Below are 18,804 nucleotides of genomic sequence, written 5' to 3'. Positions count from 1 at the left end.
CAGCCAAAACGGAGCCCGGATATGACTTCCGAACCGGATAAGAAAAAACCGATCTGGCGCCGGTATTTCCTGTGGGGAATGCCCGTGGCCGGCATTGCTGCGGCTTTCGCCGCCGGCATCATCTTCTGGGGTGGGTTCAACACCGCCATGGAAGCCACGAATACCAAGGAATTCTGTGTCTCGTGCCACGAGATGCGGGATTTTGTTTATGCGGAATATCAGGGCACGATCCACGACGTGAACCGGTCGGGCGTTGGTGCGGTCTGCTCGGACTGTCACGTGCCCAAGGACTGGACCCATAAGATCATTCGAAAAATAAAAGCCTCGAAAGAGCTTTATGGAAAGATGGTCGGCACCATCAACACCCGAGAGAAATTCGAAGCCAAGCGCATTCATCTTGCCATGAATGAGTGGGAGAGGATGAAATCGACGGACTCGCGTGAATGTCGAAACTGCCATGACTTTGAATCGATGATGCCTGAATTCCAGCGTCCGCGTGCACGTCAGCAGCACCTGAACGCAATGGAAACCGGTCAGACCTGTATCGACTGCCACAAGGGTATTGCACACTCGAACATCCGAGACCGCGCATCCGACGAATATCTGGAAGAGCTTGAAGCGCCAAATCCGGCCTTCATTCGACCAATTCCGCCAGAATACCTTGCCAGCCTTGAGCGGATCGAAGCCAAGGAAGCTGCCGAGGCCGAGGCTGAGAAAGCTGCAAAGAAAGCCCAGCAGGAGGCCGTTCAGGCCCAGATTGCGGCAGCAGTTGACGCCGCTGTCGCGGAAGAGCGGGCAACGGCTGCAGCCGATGGTTCGGCAACACCTGCCAGCAGTGAAAGCGGCGATGTCGGTGGCAACATCGACTGGAATGCAGTGGCCAGTGCGGACCTGAAACTGTTCTATCCAGGCCAGGCGTCGTTTGAATGGGTGCAGAACGGAAAAACTCATGGCGGGGCCCGTCCGCTGACCAAAGGTGGCGATCAATGTTCGACCTGTCATGCCAAGGAACTGGATGCGATTGGTAACAAGATCGTTGCCGGTGGCGAGCTGGAACCCACTCCGATCCCCGGCAAACGCGGTGTGATCGACGCAACCGTTCAGGCGGCACATGATGACGAAAACCTGTACATCCGTCTGCAATGGCCGGATGCGGGGCACAACCCTGCTCCGTTTGTCGATGGCGGCAAAATGGATCCTGAAAACCAGATCAAGGTCGCTATGATGATCACCGGAACCGGTATCGAGCTGGGCGATCAGGTCGGCTGCTGGGCGTCGTGCCACGCCGACAACACCTATATGCCCTTTGCGCCTGAGGCCGATGCAATTGCCGCAAACGGGGATGTTTCCGGTCGCCTGACCGCTCAGGACACCGTGACCAAGTACCTCAGCGAAAGCCGCACCGAGATCGAGATCAAAGGTCGAGGCGGCAAGGCTTTGGGCGGTTGGGACAAATTGCAGGCCGCCGAACAAATCGAGCAGTATCTGGCTGACGGCACCTTTCTTGACCTGATGCGTGTCTACGCGGACGGCAGCGCCACAAATGGTTATCTGCTGGAACAGCGGGTGGTCAATGATGGTGAGATTGCAGCCTCGGCAAACCTGTCTGGTGGCATGTGGACGGTTGTTTTCACACGTCCGCTGAACTCGGGCGCACCCGGCGATGTTCCGCTGGAGGCCGGTCAAACCTATACGGTCGGTTTTGCAATCCATGATGACTTTGCCGCCGCACGGTTCCACCACGTAACGCTGGATACCAGCCTAGCGCTCGACGACGACAGCGCGTTTATCAACGTGGTCAAGCAATAACAGTTTGGGGCCGGTTCTCCCGGCCCCAATTACTTTGGAAAGGAGACATGGACCATGAAACCCCACCGCCTTCTTCCCGCGCTGCTGCTTCTTGCCGCGCCAGCCTGGTCAGATGAAACTGCCGAGATCTGCGCCGAAGCCGAAGAGCGCTATGTCGAGCTGTTCGGCCACCCCTCGGCCTCGGTCGAGGACGCCAAAGTGGTTTTGATGTACAACTACAATTTCTGCCCGTTCGAACTGACCGTAAAGGCAGGTACAACTGTCCGATGGGTGAATGTCGACAAGCGCACCAGCCACAGTGTGTTGCTGAAAGATGGCAGCGAACCCGAAAGCGACCGGTTGTTCCCGGAAGAAACGGTTGAAATGACCTTCCTGACACCCGGCCCTCAGGATTATCTTTGCGGGCCCCATTGGGAGACACAGAACATGATCGGGATGATCACTGTCGAGCCCTGATCCCGGGTGTTTTCATAGGCTGAACAGAGGGGCGCGGGCGCAAATCCCGCGCTCCTTAACTTATGTCAAGGAGGTTGGTTTTCGATTGCGCCAATCTGCCCTCATGACACGCCCGGCCTACCCAGCAACGTCCCGCAAAAGCATTGGATTCGCGCAGGAAACCCCGGGTTTCGAAGACATTCAGACCCAGCGAGTTTGAACATGAGCGGTAAGGTTTTTCTGATTGGTGCAGGCCCCGGCGACCCCGAACTGATGACGCTGCGTGCCCTGCGAATGCTGCAGGAAGCAGATGTGGTGGTCTATGACAGGCTGGTGTCTGCTGATATCCTGAATCTGCACGCCGAAGGCGCGCGGCTGATCCCTGTTGGGAAAGCGCCCAAATGCCACACCGTCCCACAGGACCGGATCAACGAAATCCTTCTGGAAGAGGCCAGCGCAGGTCACACGGTCGCCCGTCTGAAAGGTGGCGATCCGATGATCTTTGGCCGCGGCTCGGAAGAAGCCGCTTATCTGATGGCCCATGGCGTGGCAGTCGAATACGCACCGGGGATCACGGCGGCGCAGGGCGCGTCCTGTTCGACCGGCGTGCCGCTGACCCATCGCGGTCTGGCCACCTCGGTTCAATATGTCACCGGACACCGGCAGGCTGACAAAGTGCTGGATCTGGACTGGAAACGCCTGGCCGACCCGGACACGACACTGGTGGTCTATATGGGTGTGGCCAATATCGGCCAGATCGCCATGGGGCTGATGACCGAAAACCTACCGGGATCAACACCGGTTCTGGCCATCGGAAATGCGACGACACCTGATGAACGCCGGCTGGTGTCACGGCTGGACCAATTGGCCAACGACGTGCGCACCTCCGGGTTGAAGGCACCAACGCTTTTCATCATCGGTAAAGTTGTCTCACTCTACGCCGAACAGCCCGTGGCGAACATTCTGGAACGGGCTCATGGCTAAGCTAGGGTGCAGAAATCGTGTGCCGTGTCCCGCGCCGAACAGAAATGTGCCCGGCCACAAGGGGTGGGTTGCCCGAACCTTTCTGACAACTGCGGTTCTGGCCGCAACGTCCGCCTTTGCTGCCGATGTCATTGATCCCAACGCACTGAAAAGACTTGTGCATCAGGATTGCGGCTCGTGCCACGGGGTATCGCTGAAAGGCGGCCTGGGGCCTGATCTGCGCTCGAAAACACTGGAGCATTATGACGCCGAGGTTTTGACCGGCGTCATCCTTGACGGCATCCCCGATACGGCGATGCCCCCGTGGCGGCCCCTGATCAGCGAAGAAGAGGCCGAATGGATTGCCCGATACCTGCTGGAACAGGAGGCACAATGAAACACCTTATCCTCAGCCTTGCGGCGACATTGATGATGACCACGGCCCAGGCCGAGCCGATGGCGACAGGAGACCTTGGGCTGGTGATCGAACGTGCCAGCGGATCGGTCCTGTTGGTGGACCAGTCCGACCGTGCCGCTCTGGCCCGGATAGAAGGATTGGGCGATCTGTCCCACGCCTCGTTGGTCTATTCACCGGATGAACGTTTTGCCTATGTCTTTGGCCGTGACGGAGGCCTGACCAAGGTTGACATTGTCACCCGCCAGATCGTGAACCGTGTTGTGCAGTCCGGAAACGCCATTGGTGGCGCAATCTCGGACGATGGCGCCTTTGTAGCTGTATCGAATTACGAACCCGGCGGTGTGCGCGTGTTTGATGCGCAAACGCTGGAGATGGTGGCTGACATTCCCACCGGCAGCAAAACGATTGGTCTGGTCGACGCGCCGGGCCGCCGTTTCGTTTTCACAATGTGGGACACCGGCGAGACATGGATCGCGGATTTCGCACAAGGCGCGCCCGAGATCACCAAGATCCCCGATATCGGCAAGAACCCTTATGACGCGCTGATCACTGCCAATGGCCGCACCTATATCACCGGCCTGTTTGGCGAGGATGGTCTGACCGCGCTTGATCTGTGGTCCGACAACCCGGAACCGATCCGCGTTCTACCCGGCTATGGCCGTGGTCAGGAGGAAATGCCGGTCTACAAGATGCCCCATCTGGAAGGTTGGGCGCTGACAGGGTCCGAATTTGTCTTGCCCGCCGTTGGCCACCACGAGGTTTTGTGGATCGACGCCACCACCCTGACCGAGACCGGACGCACGCAAACCTACGGACAGCCGGTTTTTGCCATGGCCCGCCCGGACGGGCGGCAGGTCTGGGTTAACTTTGCCCACCCGCTGAACGATACCATTCAGGTCATCGATACCGTCAGCAAACAGATCATCCACGAATTCAAGCCCGGCCCTGCCGTTTTGCACATGGAATTCACTCCGCGCGGGCACGAGGTCTGGATCAGTGTGCGCGATGCGAACAAGGTCATGGTTTATGACACGCGTAGCTTCGAAAAACTACGTGAGATCGAGGCCGAAAGCCCGTCGGGTATCTTCTTTACCGCGCGTGCGCACAAAACGGGTCTGTAAGTCATGCAACACATTACAGACCCGATCGACCGCCGCTTGCTGGATGAATTTCAGCGTGATTTCCCGGTGACCGAACGCCCGTTTCAGGTTCTTGGAACCGCTCTTGAACTGGACGAAAGCGAAGTCATCCACCGCCTGACCAGAATGCGCACCACAGGCCGCATCACGCGGGTTGGCGCAACCATCACACCCGGCGTGGTGACGGCCAGTACGCTGGCAGCAGTGTCCGTCCCGGAGGAGCGGCTGGAAGAGGTTGCCGCCCTGATCGACGCCGAGCCGGGTGTAAACCACAATTATCAGCGCGAGGACGCCTGGAACCTCTGGTTCGTCGCTACCGGCCCGGATCGGGCGCATGTGGATGCTACCCTTGCGCGGATCAGCCGGGTCACCGGGCTGCGGGTACTGGATTTGCGGCTGGTGCGCCCTTTCAACGTTGATCTTGGGTTCCGCATGATCGGAGGGGTCAAAAATGTGCCCACAGCGCGTCAGGTGGATGCATCCGCCATGCGCGACGGCGATCGTTGCCTGCTGCAAACGCTCAGCTCGGGACTGTCTCTGGTCGCCGAACCTTATGCAGCTTTGGCACATTCGCTGAACCGGGACGTTGATGAGGTGATGGCGCGGGTCATCGCGTTGCACGCTGCCGGTATCATTTCGCGGCTGGGTGTCATCGTACGTCACCGGGCGCTTGGCTGGTCGGCCAATGCGATGGTGGTCTGGGACCTGCCGGCAGAGCAGATCGACATCGCTGGCCCCGCTTTGGCCGCTTTCCCAGGGGTGACCTTGTGTTACGAGCGCAACCCGGTGCCCGATGTGTGGCCATATCGCCTGTATTCCATGATCCACGCGCGGTCCCGCAGCGAAGCTTTGGACGTACTGGCCCGTGCGACGACCCTGTCCGAACTGACAGGTGCACGGAACAAGGTTCTGTTCTCTACCCGCTGTTTCAAGCAGACCGGTGCCCTGATTCAAACCAAAGAGGTCGCCGCATGACGCTGGACCAAACTGACCGTGCGATCCTGAACCGTATGCAGGACGATCTGCCACTGGTTTCACATCCTTACGCAACAGTCGCCAAAGAACTTGACCTGTCCGAGACCGAATTGCTGGCGCGCCTGACACGCATGAAAGAGACCCGCGTCATCACACGATTTGGGCCGTTCTTCGATGCCGCTGCAATGGGCGGTGCCTTCTGCCTCTGCGCGATGGCCGTTCCAGCCGGGGAATTTGAAGCCGTCGTGACCAAAGTCAATGCACACCCCGAGGTTGCCCATAATTATGAACGCACGCACCGGCTGAACATGTGGTTCGTACTGGCCACTGAAACGCCCGAAGGAATCAGGGCCACAGCCGATGCAATCGAACAGGAAACGGGGATCGAGGTTCTTTGTTTCCCCAAACTTCAGGAATTCTACATCGGCTTTCGGGTAGCGGCATGATCGACGCAACAGACAGACAGATTATCCAAGCACTACAGAGCGGATTGCCTCTGGTTTCTGCTCCATATGCTCAGGTTGCTGATGATCTGGGGATGCAGGAAGCCGATCTGCTTGAGAGGCTGTCAGCCCTCAAAACGCGCGGCGTAATCCGCCGCATCGCGGCCGCCCCCAACCACTACAAGCTGGGCATGACCTCGAACGGCATGACTGTCTGGGATGTCGAAGATGACCGCATCGCCGAATTGGGCGCTCAGATCGGTGCTCTACCCTTTGTCACCCATTGCTATGAACGCCCGCGCGCCCTGCCCGACTGGCCCTACAATCTGTTTGCCATGGTTCACGGATCGGATCGGGATGAAGTCGAGGAAAAACGCGCCCAGATCACTATGATCCTGGGTGATGCCTGCCGGGCCAAGGATATCCTCTATTCCACGCGCATTCTGAAAAAGACCGGGCTGCGCCTGAAAAAGAAAGGCTGAGACGATGTTCCGCCTGACCGAATACATGCACCAGCTGGTCAAACCGACCCCGGTGCGAAAACGCCGCCCCGGCCCTGTGAAACCGGTTGTAATCTGGAACCTGACGCGGCGCTGCAATCTGAAGTGTCGTCATTGCTACACCGTCTCGGCGGATGTTGCGTTCCCGGGCGAGCTCAGCCACGAGCAAGCCATGGTAACCCTTGAGGATCTGGGCCAGTTTCGCGTCCCGGCCCTGATCCTCTCGGGTGGGGAACCACTGGACAGGTTCGATTTCTTCGACATTGCCAAACGTGCCCGCGACCTTGTGCCGATGCTGGCGCTGTCGACCAACGGGACACGAATTCATGATGAAACCGCCGACATGATTGCCGACGTCGGTTTCAACTACGTTGGCATCTCGTTGGATGGGATCGGGGCCACAAATGACTGGTTTCGTGGTGTTGAAGGGGCTTTTGCCGACGCCCTGCGCGGTGTGCGCGAATGCAAGAGGCGCGGCATCAAGGTTGGCTTGCGGTTCTGCCTGACCGAAGGCACGCAGCATCACCTGCCGGACCTGCTTCAGCTATGCGATGACGAGGGCGTCGACAAGTTTTACCTGTCGCACCTGGTTTATGCCGGGCGTGGTGACAAGAACCGTGGTGAAGATGCCGAGCATCAGCGCACCCGCAAGGGAATGGATCTGCTGTTGGAGCGCGCGTGGGAGGCTGCCTCGGGCGGTCGCCCGCTGGATATCGTGACGGGCAACAATGACGCAGATGCGGGGTATTTTCTGAACTGGGTTCGTGCGCATTTCGACGCTGACAAGGCTGCGCATGTCCGCGAGCATCTGGCCGCTTGGGGAGGAAATTCCAGCGGTTTGGGTGTGGCCAATATCGATAATCTGGGCCGGGTTCATCCTGACACCTACTGGTCTGATTACACAGTCGGCAACGTTAAGACGACATCGTTTTCCGAACTTTGGACCAGCGACGATCCTATGCTGGCCATGCTGCGCACGCGTCCGCGCCCCCTCAAAGGGCGCTGTGGAGCCTGTGAGCTAAAGGATGTCTGCGGTGGCAACACCCGCATCCGGGCCCTGCAACTGACCGGTGATCCCTGGGCCGAAGATCCGGCCTGTTACCTGACAAACGAAGAAATCGGTGTTGACGACGCAGGTGAGCGTCTGCGGGTCACGCCGTTCCGGGGGAAAAGCCATGATCCGGCGCATCAGTTCTTTTGATCCTTTCTGCTTTGAGCCTTCGACATGGGCGCTAAAGACACGTAACGGAGCCTCCGGCGGGAGTATTTTTGAAAAGATGAAGGTCGTGTTGATGTGTTCTGTACTGGGCGCCGGTGGTGCCTGGGCGGATGCACCAACGGACTATGCCGAGCATTGTGCGTCCTGCCACGGTGAAAACCGCCTGGGCGGTGTGGGCCCGGCACTGATCCCAGAGACGCTGCAGCGCATGCGTGGGCCGCGTATCGCAGCGGTGATTGCGGAAGGGCGCGCGGCGACGCAAATGCCTGCTTTCTCGCACGAACTCGATGCTTTGCAGATTGAAGAGCTGGCTGGCTGGTTGAAATCACCGCTGGAAACCGACCCCGAATGGGGCGAGGCCCATATCATGGACAGCCGCACGCTGGATGACGGTTATATCCCGGTTGATGCGCCAGTGTGGTCCAGCGATCCGATGAACATCACCCTGGTGGTCGAAACCGGGGATCATCATGTCAGCGTGCTGGATGGTGACACGTTTGAAGTTTTGGACCGGTTCGAGACACCCTTCGCGGTTCACGGCGGGCCGAAGTTCAGCCCGGATGGGCGTTACGTTTTCATCATGTCCCGGGATGGCTGGGTTCAGAAATACGACATCTGGGCTCTGCAACAGGTGGGGCGCGTACGGGCGGGGCTTAACAGCCGAAACATCGCAATGTCCGGTGACGGCAAGTGGCTGGCCGTTGCGAATTATCTGCCAAACAGTCTGACCCTGCTGTCGACCGAAGACCTGTCGGTGGCAAAAGTCATTGCGATCAAAGGAAAAGCGGGGAAATCCAGCCGCGTATCCGCGGTGTATCAGGCCCCCCCGCGCGAGAGCTTTGTTCTGGCGCTCAAGGATGTTCCCGAGATCTGGGAGGTCTTTTACGGAGCCAATCCGCCGCAATCCGGTTTGGGTCACGACTTCCGCATCGAAGGGCAGTTCAAGAACCCTGACCCCTTCCCGGTGCGCAAGATCACCACGCCCGACTATCTGGACGATTTCTTTTTCGATCAAAGCTATGAATACGTCATGGGTGCCGCGCGCGATGGCAAGGGCGGACAGGTGATCGACCTTGTTATTGGGCACAAGGTGGCCGATCTGGACTTGCCGGGGATGCCGCATCTGGGCTCGGGGATTACGTGGAAACATGGCGATACGACCGTTATGGCCACACCGCATCTGACCGACGGCACGGTGTCGGTGATCGACATGGAGACTTGGGAAACCGTCAAACGGATCAAGACCGAAGGGCCGGGCTTCTTCATGCGGAGCCACGAAAATTCGCCTTACGTCTGGGCCGATGTCTTCTTTGGCCCCAACAAGGATGCCATGCATGTGATCGACAAGCAAAGCCTTGAAATCGTAAGAACTTTGCGCCCTGCCCCGGGCAAGACCGTGGCACATGTCGAGTTCACAAAGGATGGCCGGCACGCGCTTGTATCAATCTGGGAAGATGACGGCGCGGTGATCGTTTATGATGCGCAGACGCTGGAAGAAGTGCGCCGCCTGCCAATGCGAAAACCGTCTGGGAAGTACAATGTCTGGAACAAAATCACCTTCTCGGAAGGCACCAGCCACTGAAGGCAAATGGCCGGTCTGGAAACTGGCCATTATGCTTTATCCAGCCACCATGTTGACCGTGGCCATCAACCTGTTTCTGGCCGGGCTGATCCTGCATAGCGCCGGTTTCGGGGTGATTGGACCGGTTCCGGCAATCCTTTGGTCAATACCTTTAGGCATACCCGCGTCCTGGTTGGCGGGGCGATGGGTGCGTGGGTTGATGGACGAAGCGGACGGCTGAAGGGAAATTCCAAAGGCCTGACGAAAGTCAAGTATCGGACAGGGAAAACCGCCTACGACTCGGGAAAGAATACCGAGTTGGATTCTCCATGCCTGCCTTTAACTCCTTTCACACCCTCCCTGTTCGCGCATTACGCGCGGCGTGTGGACTGGCAGGCATTTTCCTTCTGTTGTTGCAAATGCTTGGCCCGGTTCTGGCGAGTCCCGGTGAGAGCATGTGGGTGGAGATCTGCTCGGAGGCGGGCGCGGTCTGGGTTCAAGTTGACCTTGAAGAAGAAGGCGACAACGATCCAACCGCGCCCTGCCCGAAATGCGCGGACTGTGCGCTTTGTGCGGTAGCGGTGTCAGCACCGATGCCGGGCGCTTTGCTGCCCGCAAGCGTCGGAAATGTTCAAAATGTACGCTTTGAACATGGGGGGCAGTGCATTTTGTACAGCCCCAAACACCTGTGGCCCGAAACCCGGGGGCCCCCGTTCACGACCCTAGAAGAATCTGAACGCGCCCCGCGCGCGTCCATGGCGTCCACCCAATTGATCGGAGGTGCGCCGTGGTCATAAGTCGCGCAATCCATTTCCTTCTGGCCCTCGTTCTGTCCTGCGGTGTTGCAATCAGTGCACGCGCCGACAGTCTTGCCAGCTTTCTTCCTGACATTGATCCGGCTGACCTGGCCCCGGGTGCCGACGCGTTTGGCCCGGTACGCAGCGACGTGAAGGTTGCCCCGGTCCTTCGGGGTGCCGAGACCATCGCGTGGGCTTTTCTGACTTCGGACTTTGTCGGCACGACCGGATATTCCGGCAAACCCATTCACGTGGTTGCCGCCATCGACGCGGATGCTGTTCTGACCGGTGTTCAGCTGGTCAAGCATTCCGAACCCATCGTGCTGATCGGTATTCCCAATTCCCGGATGGTGGAACTGACCGAAGGCTATGCGGGCCTTGACCTGAAACGAGAGGCCGAGACCGGGGGTGAGGGGCATGACCTAGACATTATCTCGGGCGCGACCGTGACGATCATGGTGATCGATGACAGCCTTGTGCGCGGAGGGATCAAAGTGGCCCGCGCGCTGGGGCTGGGCGGATTGTCTCCGGTACAGGCTGGCGGGCCGAAGCGCGAAGTCGATATGGCGCAGGATGCCATTTACGACTGGACCACATTGTCTGGAGACGGCTCGGTCCGGCGGATGACGCTGGATGTCGGGCAGGTCAATGCTGCCTTTGAAGCCACCGGGGATCAGCGCGCGATCAAGCGACCCGAACCGGGCGCGCCGGATGACACCTTCATCGACATGCACATGGCGCTTGTTTCGGTGCCATCGATCGGCAAGTCGCTGCTGGGTGAGGCTGAATACCAGAACCTGACCAACTGGCTGGACGAGGGCGAACAGGCCATTCTGGTACTGGGGCGCGGGGCCTATAGTTTCAAGGGATCGGGCTATGTCCGGGGTGGGATCTTTGACCGGATTCAGCTGATCCAGGGCGACAGCTCGGTGCGGTTCTTTGACAAGCAGCAGCGCCGTCTGGGTGAGGTTGCCGCGCCAGATGCCCCCAGCTTTACCGAATTGGATATCTTCAAGATCCCCGCTGATGCCGAGTTTGACCCGGCCGAGCCGTTCCGCCTGCAATTGCTGGTGCAGCGTGCCGTCGGGGCGGTTGAAAAGACCTTTCTGACCTTCGATCTGGGATACAAACTGCCGGAACAGTACCTGTTGCCCGTCACCGCGCCATCGGTCGTGGATGATGCAACCGGCGAAGCGGCTGCCAAGGCCGCCCTGTGGCAGCGCATCTGGAAGGATCGCACTGTCGAGATCGCCGGGCTTGGTGTCATGCTGCTGGTGCTGACGGCCACGTTCTTCTTCCAGTTCCACGCCACGATGAATGCGCGCGTCTTCTACTGGTTCCGCATCGGGTACCTGACGATAACCCTGTTCTTCATCGGCTGGTATGCCAATGCACAGCTGAGCGTGGTGAACCTGATGGCGCTGGCGGGCAGTTTGCGCACGGGGTTCTCGTGGGATGCGTTCCTGCTGGACCCGCTGGTCTTTATCCAGTGGTTTGCCGTGGCCGCAGCCCTGTTGTTCTGGGGCCGTGGGGCCTATTGCGGATGGCTGTGCCCGTTTGGCGCGCTTCAGGAGCTGACCAACAAGATCGCGCGGGCGCTGAAAGTGCCGCAATGGACTTTGCCCTGGGGTCTGAACGAGCGTCTCTGGCCTGCGAAATACATGATCTTTCTGGGTCTTTTTGGCCTGAGTTTCGTGTCGATCCCGCTGGCCGAGCAATATGCCGAGATCGAACCGTTCAAGACCGCGATCATTCTGAAATTCATGCGCGACTGGCCGTTTGTGGTCTTTGCGCTGGTCCTGCTGGGGATCGGGCTGTTCGTTGAACGGTTCTATTGCCGCTATCTTTGCCCGCTGGGAGGAGCGCTGGCGATCCCTGCCCGTATCCGCATGTTCGACTGGCTGCGCCGCTACAACGATTGTGGCACGCCCTGTCAGACCTGCGCCAATGAATGCCCCGTTCAGGCGATCCACCCCACCGGTGAGATCAATCCGAACGAGTGCGTCACCTGCCTGCATTGTCAGGTGCTCTATCAGTCCGAGGACAAATGTCCCGTCGTTATCCGCCAACTGAAACGGCGGGCCAAGACCGGGTCGGTCACACCTAAGACCCCCCTCGGGCAACCACCGGCGAACCATCCGAACGCCAAACCGAAAACCGTTTCCTAAAAAGGAGGAACGACCATGTCGGACCAAGAAAACAAACTGAACATCACGCGCCGCGGAATGCTGGGGGCCACTGCCACCGGTGCCGTCATCGCCGGGACCGGTCTGGGATCGACCCTGATGACCGCGAAAGAGGCCAGCGCTGCCGCCAAGCAGCATCTGGAACCGGGCGAGCTGGACGAATATTACGGCTTCTGGTCGTCGGGCCAGACTGGCGAGCTGCGCATTCTGGGCGTGCCGTCCATGCGCGAGCTGATGCGGGTGCCGGTGTTCAACCGCTGCTCGGCCACGGGCTGGGGCCAGACCAATGAGTCGCTGAAGGTTCTGACCGAAGGCCTGCTGCCTGAAACCAAGGAATTCCTGGCCGCAAACGGCAAGGTCACCTATGACAACGGCGACCTGCACCACCCGCATATGTCGTTCACCGACGGCACCTATGATGGCCGTTACCTGTTCATGAACGACAAGGCCAACACCCGTGTGGCCCGTGTGCGCTGTGACGTGATGAAATGCGACAAGATCATCGAGATCCCGAACGCGCATGACATCCACGGCCTGCGTCCGCAGAAATTCCCGCGCACCGGCTATGTCTTTGCCAATGGTGAGCACGAGGCCCCGCTGGTCAATGACGGCCAGATCCTTGATGACCCGTCGCAATATGTGAACATCTTTACTGCCATCGACGGCGACAGCATGGAAATTGCGTGGCAGGTGATGGTGTCGGGCAACCTCGACAACACCGACTGCGACTATCAGGGCAAATACGCGTTCTCGACCTCGTACAACTCGGAAATGGGTATGAACCTGGCCGAGATGACCGAGAACGAGCTGGACCACGTGGTCGTGTTCAACCTCAAGGGCATCGAGGATGCGATTGCCGCGGGTAACTATCAGGAGCTGAACGGCGTCAAGGTCGTGGACGGGCGTAAAGAGGCGGGTGGAAACCTGACCCGGTACATCCCGATCCCGAACTCGCCGCACGGTGTGAACGCGGCCCCCGACAAGAAACACATCATGATCAACGGCAAGCTGTCGCCGACCGTGTCCGTGATCGATGTGGAAAAGGTCGATGCGCTGTTCAGCGAAAACGCCGATCCGCGTTCCGCTGTTGTCGCCGAGCCGCAACTGGGTCTTGGCCCGCTTCACACGGCGTTCGACGGCAAGGGCAACGCCTATACCACCCTGTTCCTGGACAGCCAGGTGGTGAAGTGGGACATCGCCAAGGCGATCGAGGCCTATGCGGGTGCCGATGTTGACCCGATCGTCGACAAGGTCGACGTGCATTACCAGCCGGGCCACAACTCGACCTCGATGGGCGAAACCGCCGAAGCGGATGGCAAGTGGCTGATTTCGATGAACAAGTTCTCGAAAGACCGCTTCCTGAACGTGGGTCCTCTGAAGCCCGAGAATGAGCAGCTGATCGATATTTCCGGCGACAAGATGAAGGTGGTCCATGACGGCCCGACCTTTGCCGAGCCGCACGACTCGATCATTGTTCACCGGTCCAAGGTGAACCCGGTCAATGTCTGGGACCGCAACGACCCGATGTGGGAAGAGGCGCGTGCGCAGGCTGCCGCTGACGGTGTCGATCTGGACGAAGGTGCCGAGGAGCCGATCCGGGATGGCAACAAGGTGCGGGTCTACATGACCTCGACCGCGCCCGTGTTCAGCATGGAGAAGTTCACCGTCAAGCAGGGTGACGAGGTGACCGTTTATGTCACCAACCTGGACGACGTGGATGATGTGACCCACGGCTTCTGCCTGTCGAACTTCGGTATCGCGATGGAAGTTGCACCGCAGGCCACCGCCTCGGTCACGTTCATTGCCGACCGTCCGGGCGTGCACTGGTTCTATTGCCAGTGGTTCTGCCACGCGCTGCACATGGAGATGCGCGGCCGGATGTTTGTTGAGCCGCGGAGCGCATAAACATGCGTTGGCCCCTGCTCATACCGCTCCTGCTCGGCTCGCCCCTTTGGGCGGCGGACTGGGATGTGCCCAATCGGGCGGGGGCCATCAACGAGATACTGGCGCAGGCGGCGGATGGGGACACCCTTCGCCTGAGCCCCGGCGTTTACGTCGAGCAGTTGGTTCTGGACCGGCCCGTGACCCTCGACGGGCTGGGACAGGCCACCATCGACGGCCAAGGCCAAGGCAGCGTGATCACAGTGACCGGGCCGGGCGTGACCGTGCGCGGGCTGACGGTGATCGGATCGGGATCGGATCATGACGGGATCGACAGCGGCATCCAGTTGACCAAGACGGCGCGCGCGCCGGTGGTCGAGGATAACGTGCTGCTGGGCAATCTTTACGGCATCGACATCCACGGTGCGAAGGACAGCATCGTGCGCGGCAACCGGATTGAAGGGCGGCAGGATCGCCACATGAACGCACGCGGCAATGGTGTCTATGTCTGGAACGCGCCGGGTGCAGTGGTTGAAGGCAATGACATCCGCTATGGGCGCGACGGGATCTTTGTGAATTCGTCCAAGAAGAACACCTTTACCGGCAACCTGTTCCGCGATCTGCGGTTTGCCGTTCACTACATGTATGCCGACGACTCGGTCGTCAGCGACAATGTCTCGATCGGCAACGATCTGGGCTATGCGGTGATGTTCACGACCAATGTGCGGGTCGCCAACAATGTCTCGATCGGGGACCGCGAACATGGCGTGATGCTGAACTATGCCAACAAGAGCGTCATCACCGGCAATGTGGTGAAAGGTGCCAAGGAAAAATGCACTTTCCTGTATAACTCGAACAAGAACGAATTCACCGACAACTGGTTCGAGGGATGCGGTATCGGTATCCACTTTACCGCTGGCAGCGAACGCAACCGCATTGTTGGCAATTCATTCATCGGAAACCGGACGCAGGTGAAATACGTCTCGACCAAGTGGGTCGAGTGGTCCGAAGACGGGCGCGGCAATTACTGGTCCGATTTTGCCGCCTATGATGTGGATGGCAACGGCATCGCCGATGTCCCCTATCGACCCAATGACAGTATGGACCATGTGCTGTGGACCCAACCCGCAGCCAAATTGCTGCTCGGCTCGCCTGCCGTGCAGCTGGTGCGCTGGTCGCAATCGGCCTTCCCGGCACTGTTGCCGGGGGGTGTGATGGACAGCAACCCATTGATGCAAGCCCCTGAACCCCCAGCTATGAAAAAGGTGCCTCATGACGGATAAGGCCCTGTCAATTGACCATGTTTGCAAGAACCGGGGGAAAACCCGCGTTCTTGACGATATCACCCTGTCCCTTGCCCCCGGTCAGCGCGTGGCGCTGCTGGGCCATAACGGCGCGGGAAAGTCGACCCTGATCAAATCCATCCTTGGCCTGACGCCCATTCGGGACGGAGCCATTCGGATCGGGGGTGCCACCCCCGGCAGCGCGCAGGCGCGACGGGATACGGCCTATCTGCCCGAAGCGGTCTCGTTTCACCCGGCGTTGACCGGGCGCGAGCAGCTGACGCTGTTTGTGAAACTGTCCGGGTCAAAAGCCGATGTGCCCGGCCTGTTGGAGCGCGTTGGCCTGAGCGACGCATTGGACCGCCGGATCGGTGCCTATTCCAAGGGGATGCGGCAACGACTGGGGCTGGCGCAGGTGCTGCTGGGACAGCCGAAAGTGGCGCTGCTGGATGAGCCAACATCGGGCCTGGACCCGATCTCGCGGCAGGACCTCTATGCCATTATTGACGAATTGGCCGCGCAGGGTACCGCCGTGCTGATTGCCAGCCATGCCTTGACCGAGGTTGAGGCGCGCACCGACCGGATCGCCATCATGCGCAAGGGTCGGATGGTGGCCGATGACACGCTGAACAACCTGTCGGCGCTGGCCGGTCTGCCGATCCGCCTGAAGGTGCGCGCCAGCGCCAATGCGGATGCCCTGGCCGCTGAACTGGGCGGCAACCGGATCAACGGCGCATCGGTCGAGCTGCTGTGCACACCCGAAGACAAGATGGAGGCCCTGCGCCGGATCGCCGGATTGGGCGATGCAGTGGCGGATGTGGAAATGACACCGCCCAAGCTGGAGGACCTTTATCGCCACTACGCACAGGAGGAGAGGACATGACCCGCTTCCTTGCCATTTCCCGAACTGAAATGCTGATCCTGCGCCGCAACCGCTGGCTGCTGGTTGCCACGTTGATCATGGAGCTGTTCGCCTTGGCGCTGACCTTTGCGGGCAGCGCGCCCACCGGCACATTGGGTGTTGATATGCTGACCGTTTCGGTCGCGTCGATGACCACGCTGTCGGTTTACCTTGCGCCTTTGCTGGCGCTGATGATTTCCTTCGATGCCATCGCGGGCGATGTGGACCGCGGCAGCCTGTCGCTGCTGCTGTCTTATCCGGCTGGACGCGGGGAAATCCTGTTGGGCAAGTTCTGCGCCCATCTGGCCGCTCTGGCCTTTGCCATGACCGTGGGTTTTGGCACCGCAGGCGCGGTAGCCGCGTTCTTTGGTGGTGCGGGGCCGGAAAGCCTGATGGCGCTGGTGCGACTTATCCTGACCTCGATCCTGCTGGGCGCCGTGTTTCTGGCGCTTGGATACCTGCTGTCCGCTTTGGCGAGGGGCGCCACGGCGGCAGCGGGTCTGTCGGCCGGGCTTTGGCTGGTTTTTGTCGTCCTTTATGATCTGGGCCTGTTGGGGGCCGTCGTCATGGACAAGGGCGGCACCTTTACCCAATCCGTCTTTCCATGGGTGATGGTGGCCAACCCGGCCGACGCGTTCCGTTTGTGGAACATCGCCGCGACGGAAGGCGTGGCCATGGCTTCGGGCATGACCGGGGCCGCACAGGCGCTGCCGGTCTGGGCCGCACCCGCGTCGCTGCTGATCTGGCCGGTGCTGGGCTTTGCCCTCGCCCGGCTGGCTTTCCGGAGGGTGGAGCCATGAGGCATCTTGCCCTGATTGCATTGCTTGCACTGGCGGCCTGCAAGGAAGAGCTGGCCGAGGCCCCCGATCCGGTCGATCTGACACCGGATGCGCTGAGCTATTTCTGTCAGATGAATGTCGCCGAGCATGGCGGCCCCAAGGGGCAGGTTCATCTGAAAGGCTATCCGGCACCGCTGTTTTTCGCGCAGGTGCGGGACATGGTGGCCTATCTGAAAAGCCCCGAGCGCGATGCGGATATCACTGCCATATATGTCAGCGATATGGGCGTCGCGCCAAGCTGGCGGCAGCCGGGGATTTCGAACTGGATCGCTGCGGATGGTGCGACTTTTGTCGTCGGTGCCGATGTGGCAGGCGGCATGGGGGCGCGCGAAGTGGTGCCCTTTGCCGATCCTGCTGATGCCCAGGTTTTCGCGGATACTTATGGCGGGACCGCGATGCGCCTGCCCGACATTCCCGATGCCGAAGTGCTTGGCCCTGTCGATCTTGATCTGACATTGGAGACCCCCGTATGACCGCCCTGTCCCGTCGCCGTTTTCTGATCATTTCCGCCGCCTGTGTGGCCACCCCGGCCATGGCTTCGGACGCGTACTGGCGCGGCACCGCCCTTGGGGCTGCGGCCAGCCTGCGGCTGGTCGGGCTGGCGGATGCCGAGGCCGCACCGATCATTGCCGCCGTCGAGGGTGAGGTGACCCGGCTGGAGGATATCTTCAGCCTGTACCGTCCGCAGTCACAGCTGAGCCGCTTGAACCGCGACGGTGTTTTGACCGCACCCGCACCTGAGCTGTTGGAGGTATTGAGCCTGAGCAGCGCCCTGCATCAGGCCTCCGGCGGCGCATTCGACCCCAGCATTCAGCCCCTGTGGTATGCTTTGGCAACAGGCGCAGGCCCCGGAGATCTGGCTGCCGCCCGCGCTGCTGTGGGCTGGGAACGGGTGTCTTTCGATGCTGCGTCGGTGCGGCTGCCGGTGCCGGGCCAGTCGGCCCTGACGCTGAACGGTATCGCCCAAGGCGCGGTCACGGATCGGATCGCCGCGCTGCTGCGTGGCTTTGGTTTGCGTGATGTTCTGGTCGATATGGGAGAGGTTGCCGCCTTGGGTTCGCGAGGCGACGGCACGCCCTGGAAAGTCGGGTTGGCCGCGCCGGACCAGCGGGTTCTGAAGCGGGTCGCGCTGCGTGACCGCGCTGTCGCGACGTCATCATCGCTGGGGACGCAACTGGGACAGGGTTTCGGTCACATCATCACCCCGGACGGGCCTGCAAACCGGGACAGAACGGTTTCGGTTTCTGCCCCTGACGCAGTGACGGCAGATGGTCTGTCCACCGCAATTTGCGCGGCATCTGACAGTCAAGTCACTGAAATCTTGCGACGTTTTCCCGAGGCCCATATCGAGCTGAATGTATGACGCATGGTCGCAAATCTCAGGTGCGTCAGGAAAATTCGCGAAAAACATGATATAGGTCAATTCGTGCGCTGCTTCGCGCAGCTAGGAAGTAA

Annotated in this window: 18 protein-coding genes; all 18 read left to right on the top strand. The window is 60.0% G+C overall.

Going from position 1 to position 18,804, the window contains the following annotated elements; translation table 11 throughout:
* Nucleotides 1–21: 21 nt before the first annotated feature.
* The 18 genes from AC2FPW_RS03885 to AC2FPW_RS03800 all read left to right on the top strand — a co-directional run bounded on the left by AC2FPW_RS03885 (nt 22) and on the right by AC2FPW_RS03800 (nt 18,712).
* Nucleotides 22–1,809, top strand: a complete 1,788-nt coding sequence (locus AC2FPW_RS03885) for a NapC/NirT family cytochrome c (RefSeq protein ID WP_496812618.1) — start codon at nt 22–24, stop codon at nt 1,807–1,809.
* 54 nt (nt 1,810–1,863) lie between these two features.
* Nucleotides 1,864–2,265 (top strand): cupredoxin domain-containing protein, encoded by a 402-nt coding sequence (locus tag AC2FPW_RS03880; protein WP_480484312.1) that lies wholly within the window; start codon nt 1,864–1,866, stop codon nt 2,263–2,265.
* Between the two features lie 201 nt (nt 2,266–2,466).
* The gene (gene cobA, locus AC2FPW_RS03875; RefSeq protein ID WP_480484311.1) at nt 2,467–3,228 is read left to right on the top strand and encodes a uroporphyrinogen-III C-methyltransferase; all 762 of its coding nucleotides are present in this window, start codon (nt 2,467–2,469) and stop codon (nt 3,226–3,228) included.
* Nucleotides 3,229–3,274: 46 nt separating this feature from the next.
* Entirely contained in the window at nt 3,275–3,604 is a 330-nt protein-coding gene (locus AC2FPW_RS03870) for a c-type cytochrome (protein WP_496812617.1), read from the top strand.
* A complete protein-coding gene (locus tag AC2FPW_RS03865; protein WP_480871204.1) occupies nt 3,601–4,746 on the top strand; it encodes a cytochrome D1 domain-containing protein in 1,146 nt (381 codons plus the stop codon). Before AC2FPW_RS03870 ends, AC2FPW_RS03865 begins: the two co-directional genes overlap by 4 nt.
* A gap of 3 nt (nt 4,747–4,749) precedes the next feature.
* Complete coding sequence (ahbB, locus tag AC2FPW_RS03860) at nt 4,750–5,739, top strand: siroheme decarboxylase subunit beta (RefSeq protein WP_496812616.1); 990 nt, start codon at nt 4,750–4,752, stop codon at nt 5,737–5,739.
* Nucleotides 5,736–6,185 carry an Lrp/AsnC family transcriptional regulator gene (locus AC2FPW_RS03855; RefSeq protein WP_496812615.1) on the top strand — a complete coding sequence of 150 codons (450 nt, stop codon included), beginning with the start codon at nt 5,736–5,738 and terminating at the stop codon, nt 6,183–6,185. The genes ahbB (AC2FPW_RS03860) and AC2FPW_RS03855 overlap by 4 nt, the downstream gene beginning before the upstream one ends.
* Nucleotides 6,182–6,664 carry a siroheme decarboxylase subunit beta gene (gene ahbB, locus AC2FPW_RS03850; protein ID WP_496812614.1) on the top strand — a complete coding sequence of 161 codons (483 nt, stop codon included), beginning with the start codon at nt 6,182–6,184 and terminating at the stop codon, nt 6,662–6,664. The genes AC2FPW_RS03855 and ahbB (AC2FPW_RS03850) overlap by 4 nt, the downstream gene beginning before the upstream one ends.
* Nucleotides 6,665–6,668: 4 nt before the next feature.
* Nucleotides 6,669–7,883, top strand: a complete 1,215-nt coding sequence (nirJ, locus tag AC2FPW_RS03845) for a heme d1 biosynthesis radical SAM protein NirJ (protein ID WP_496812613.1) — start codon at nt 6,669–6,671, stop codon at nt 7,881–7,883.
* 91 nt (nt 7,884–7,974) lie between these two features.
* Nucleotides 7,975–9,483 (top strand): cytochrome D1 domain-containing protein, encoded by a 1,509-nt coding sequence (locus AC2FPW_RS03840; protein ID WP_496812612.1) that lies wholly within the window; start codon nt 7,975–7,977, stop codon nt 9,481–9,483.
* Nucleotides 9,440–9,703 (top strand): hypothetical protein, encoded by a 264-nt coding sequence (locus tag AC2FPW_RS03835; protein ID WP_496812611.1) that lies wholly within the window; start codon nt 9,440–9,442, stop codon nt 9,701–9,703. The genes AC2FPW_RS03840 and AC2FPW_RS03835 overlap by 44 nt, the downstream gene beginning before the upstream one ends.
* Before the next feature lie 546 nt (nt 9,704–10,249).
* Complete coding sequence (locus AC2FPW_RS03830) at nt 10,250–12,427, top strand: 4Fe-4S binding protein (protein ID WP_496812610.1); 2,178 nt, start codon at nt 10,250–10,252, stop codon at nt 12,425–12,427.
* Nucleotides 12,428–12,442: 15 nt separating this feature from the next.
* Nucleotides 12,443–14,350, top strand: a complete 1,908-nt coding sequence (gene nosZ, locus AC2FPW_RS03825; protein ID WP_209507040.1) for a TAT-dependent nitrous-oxide reductase — start codon at nt 12,443–12,445, stop codon at nt 14,348–14,350.
* A gap of 2 nt (nt 14,351–14,352) precedes the next feature.
* Nucleotides 14,353–15,609: a nitrous oxide reductase family maturation protein NosD gene (locus tag AC2FPW_RS03820; RefSeq protein ID WP_480488739.1), complete on the top strand. Its 1,257-nt coding sequence runs from the start codon at nt 14,353–14,355 to the stop codon at nt 15,607–15,609.
* Nucleotides 15,599–16,492: an ABC transporter ATP-binding protein gene (locus AC2FPW_RS03815; protein ID WP_496812609.1), complete on the top strand. Its 894-nt coding sequence runs from the start codon at nt 15,599–15,601 to the stop codon at nt 16,490–16,492. The genes AC2FPW_RS03820 and AC2FPW_RS03815 overlap by 11 nt, the downstream gene beginning before the upstream one ends.
* Nucleotides 16,489–17,310, top strand: coding sequence for an ABC transporter permease (locus tag AC2FPW_RS03810; protein ID WP_496812608.1), 822 nt, complete (start codon nt 16,489–16,491; stop codon nt 17,308–17,310). The genes AC2FPW_RS03815 and AC2FPW_RS03810 overlap by 4 nt, the downstream gene beginning before the upstream one ends.
* On the top strand, nt 17,307–17,822 hold the full coding sequence (locus AC2FPW_RS03805; protein ID WP_496812607.1) for a nitrous oxide reductase accessory protein NosL: 516 nt from the start codon (nt 17,307–17,309) through the stop codon (nt 17,820–17,822). The genes AC2FPW_RS03810 and AC2FPW_RS03805 overlap by 4 nt, the downstream gene beginning before the upstream one ends.
* Nucleotides 17,819–18,712 carry an FAD:protein FMN transferase gene (locus AC2FPW_RS03800; RefSeq protein ID WP_496812606.1) on the top strand — a complete coding sequence of 298 codons (894 nt, stop codon included), beginning with the start codon at nt 17,819–17,821 and terminating at the stop codon, nt 18,710–18,712. Before AC2FPW_RS03805 ends, AC2FPW_RS03800 begins: the two co-directional genes overlap by 4 nt.
* The last annotated feature ends 92 nt before the right edge of the window (nt 18,713–18,804 follow it).

Source organism: Ruegeria sp. SATB027, from assembly GCF_059613825.1.
This window is presented reverse-complemented; position numbering and strand designations above follow the sequence as displayed.

Excerpts from the sequence above, each read along its gene's own strand:
- AC2FPW_RS03885 (WP_496812618.1), top strand. The coding sequence starts at position 22 with ATGACTTCCGAACCGGATAAGAAAAAACCGATCTGGCGCCGGTATTTC.
- AC2FPW_RS03880 (WP_480484312.1), top strand. The coding sequence starts at position 1,864 with ATGAAACCCCACCGCCTTCTTCCCGCGCTGCTGCTTCTTGCCGCGCCA.
- cobA (WP_480484311.1), top strand. The coding sequence starts at position 2,467 with ATGAGCGGTAAGGTTTTTCTGATTGGTGCAGGCCCCGGCGACCCCGAA.
- AC2FPW_RS03865 (WP_480871204.1), top strand. The coding sequence starts at position 3,601 with ATGAAACACCTTATCCTCAGCCTTGCGGCGACATTGATGATGACCACG.
- ahbB (WP_496812616.1), top strand. The coding sequence starts at position 4,750 with ATGCAACACATTACAGACCCGATCGACCGCCGCTTGCTGGATGAATTT.
- AC2FPW_RS03855 (WP_496812615.1), top strand. The coding sequence starts at position 5,736 with ATGACGCTGGACCAAACTGACCGTGCGATCCTGAACCGTATGCAGGAC.
- ahbB (WP_496812614.1), top strand. The coding sequence starts at position 6,182 with ATGATCGACGCAACAGACAGACAGATTATCCAAGCACTACAGAGCGGA.
- nirJ (WP_496812613.1), top strand. The coding sequence starts at position 6,669 with ATGTTCCGCCTGACCGAATACATGCACCAGCTGGTCAAACCGACCCCG.
- AC2FPW_RS03840 (WP_496812612.1), top strand. The coding sequence starts at position 7,975 with ATGTGTTCTGTACTGGGCGCCGGTGGTGCCTGGGCGGATGCACCAACG.
- AC2FPW_RS03835 (WP_496812611.1), top strand. The coding sequence starts at position 9,440 with ATGTCTGGAACAAAATCACCTTCTCGGAAGGCACCAGCCACTGAAGGC.
- nosZ (WP_209507040.1), top strand. The coding sequence starts at position 12,443 with ATGTCGGACCAAGAAAACAAACTGAACATCACGCGCCGCGGAATGCTG.
- AC2FPW_RS03820 (WP_480488739.1), top strand. The coding sequence starts at position 14,353 with ATGCGTTGGCCCCTGCTCATACCGCTCCTGCTCGGCTCGCCCCTTTGG.
- AC2FPW_RS03815 (WP_496812609.1), top strand. The coding sequence starts at position 15,599 with ATGACGGATAAGGCCCTGTCAATTGACCATGTTTGCAAGAACCGGGGG.
- AC2FPW_RS03810 (WP_496812608.1), top strand. The coding sequence starts at position 16,489 with ATGACCCGCTTCCTTGCCATTTCCCGAACTGAAATGCTGATCCTGCGC.
- AC2FPW_RS03805 (WP_496812607.1), top strand. The coding sequence starts at position 17,307 with ATGAGGCATCTTGCCCTGATTGCATTGCTTGCACTGGCGGCCTGCAAG.
- AC2FPW_RS03800 (WP_496812606.1), top strand. The coding sequence starts at position 17,819 with ATGACCGCCCTGTCCCGTCGCCGTTTTCTGATCATTTCCGCCGCCTGT.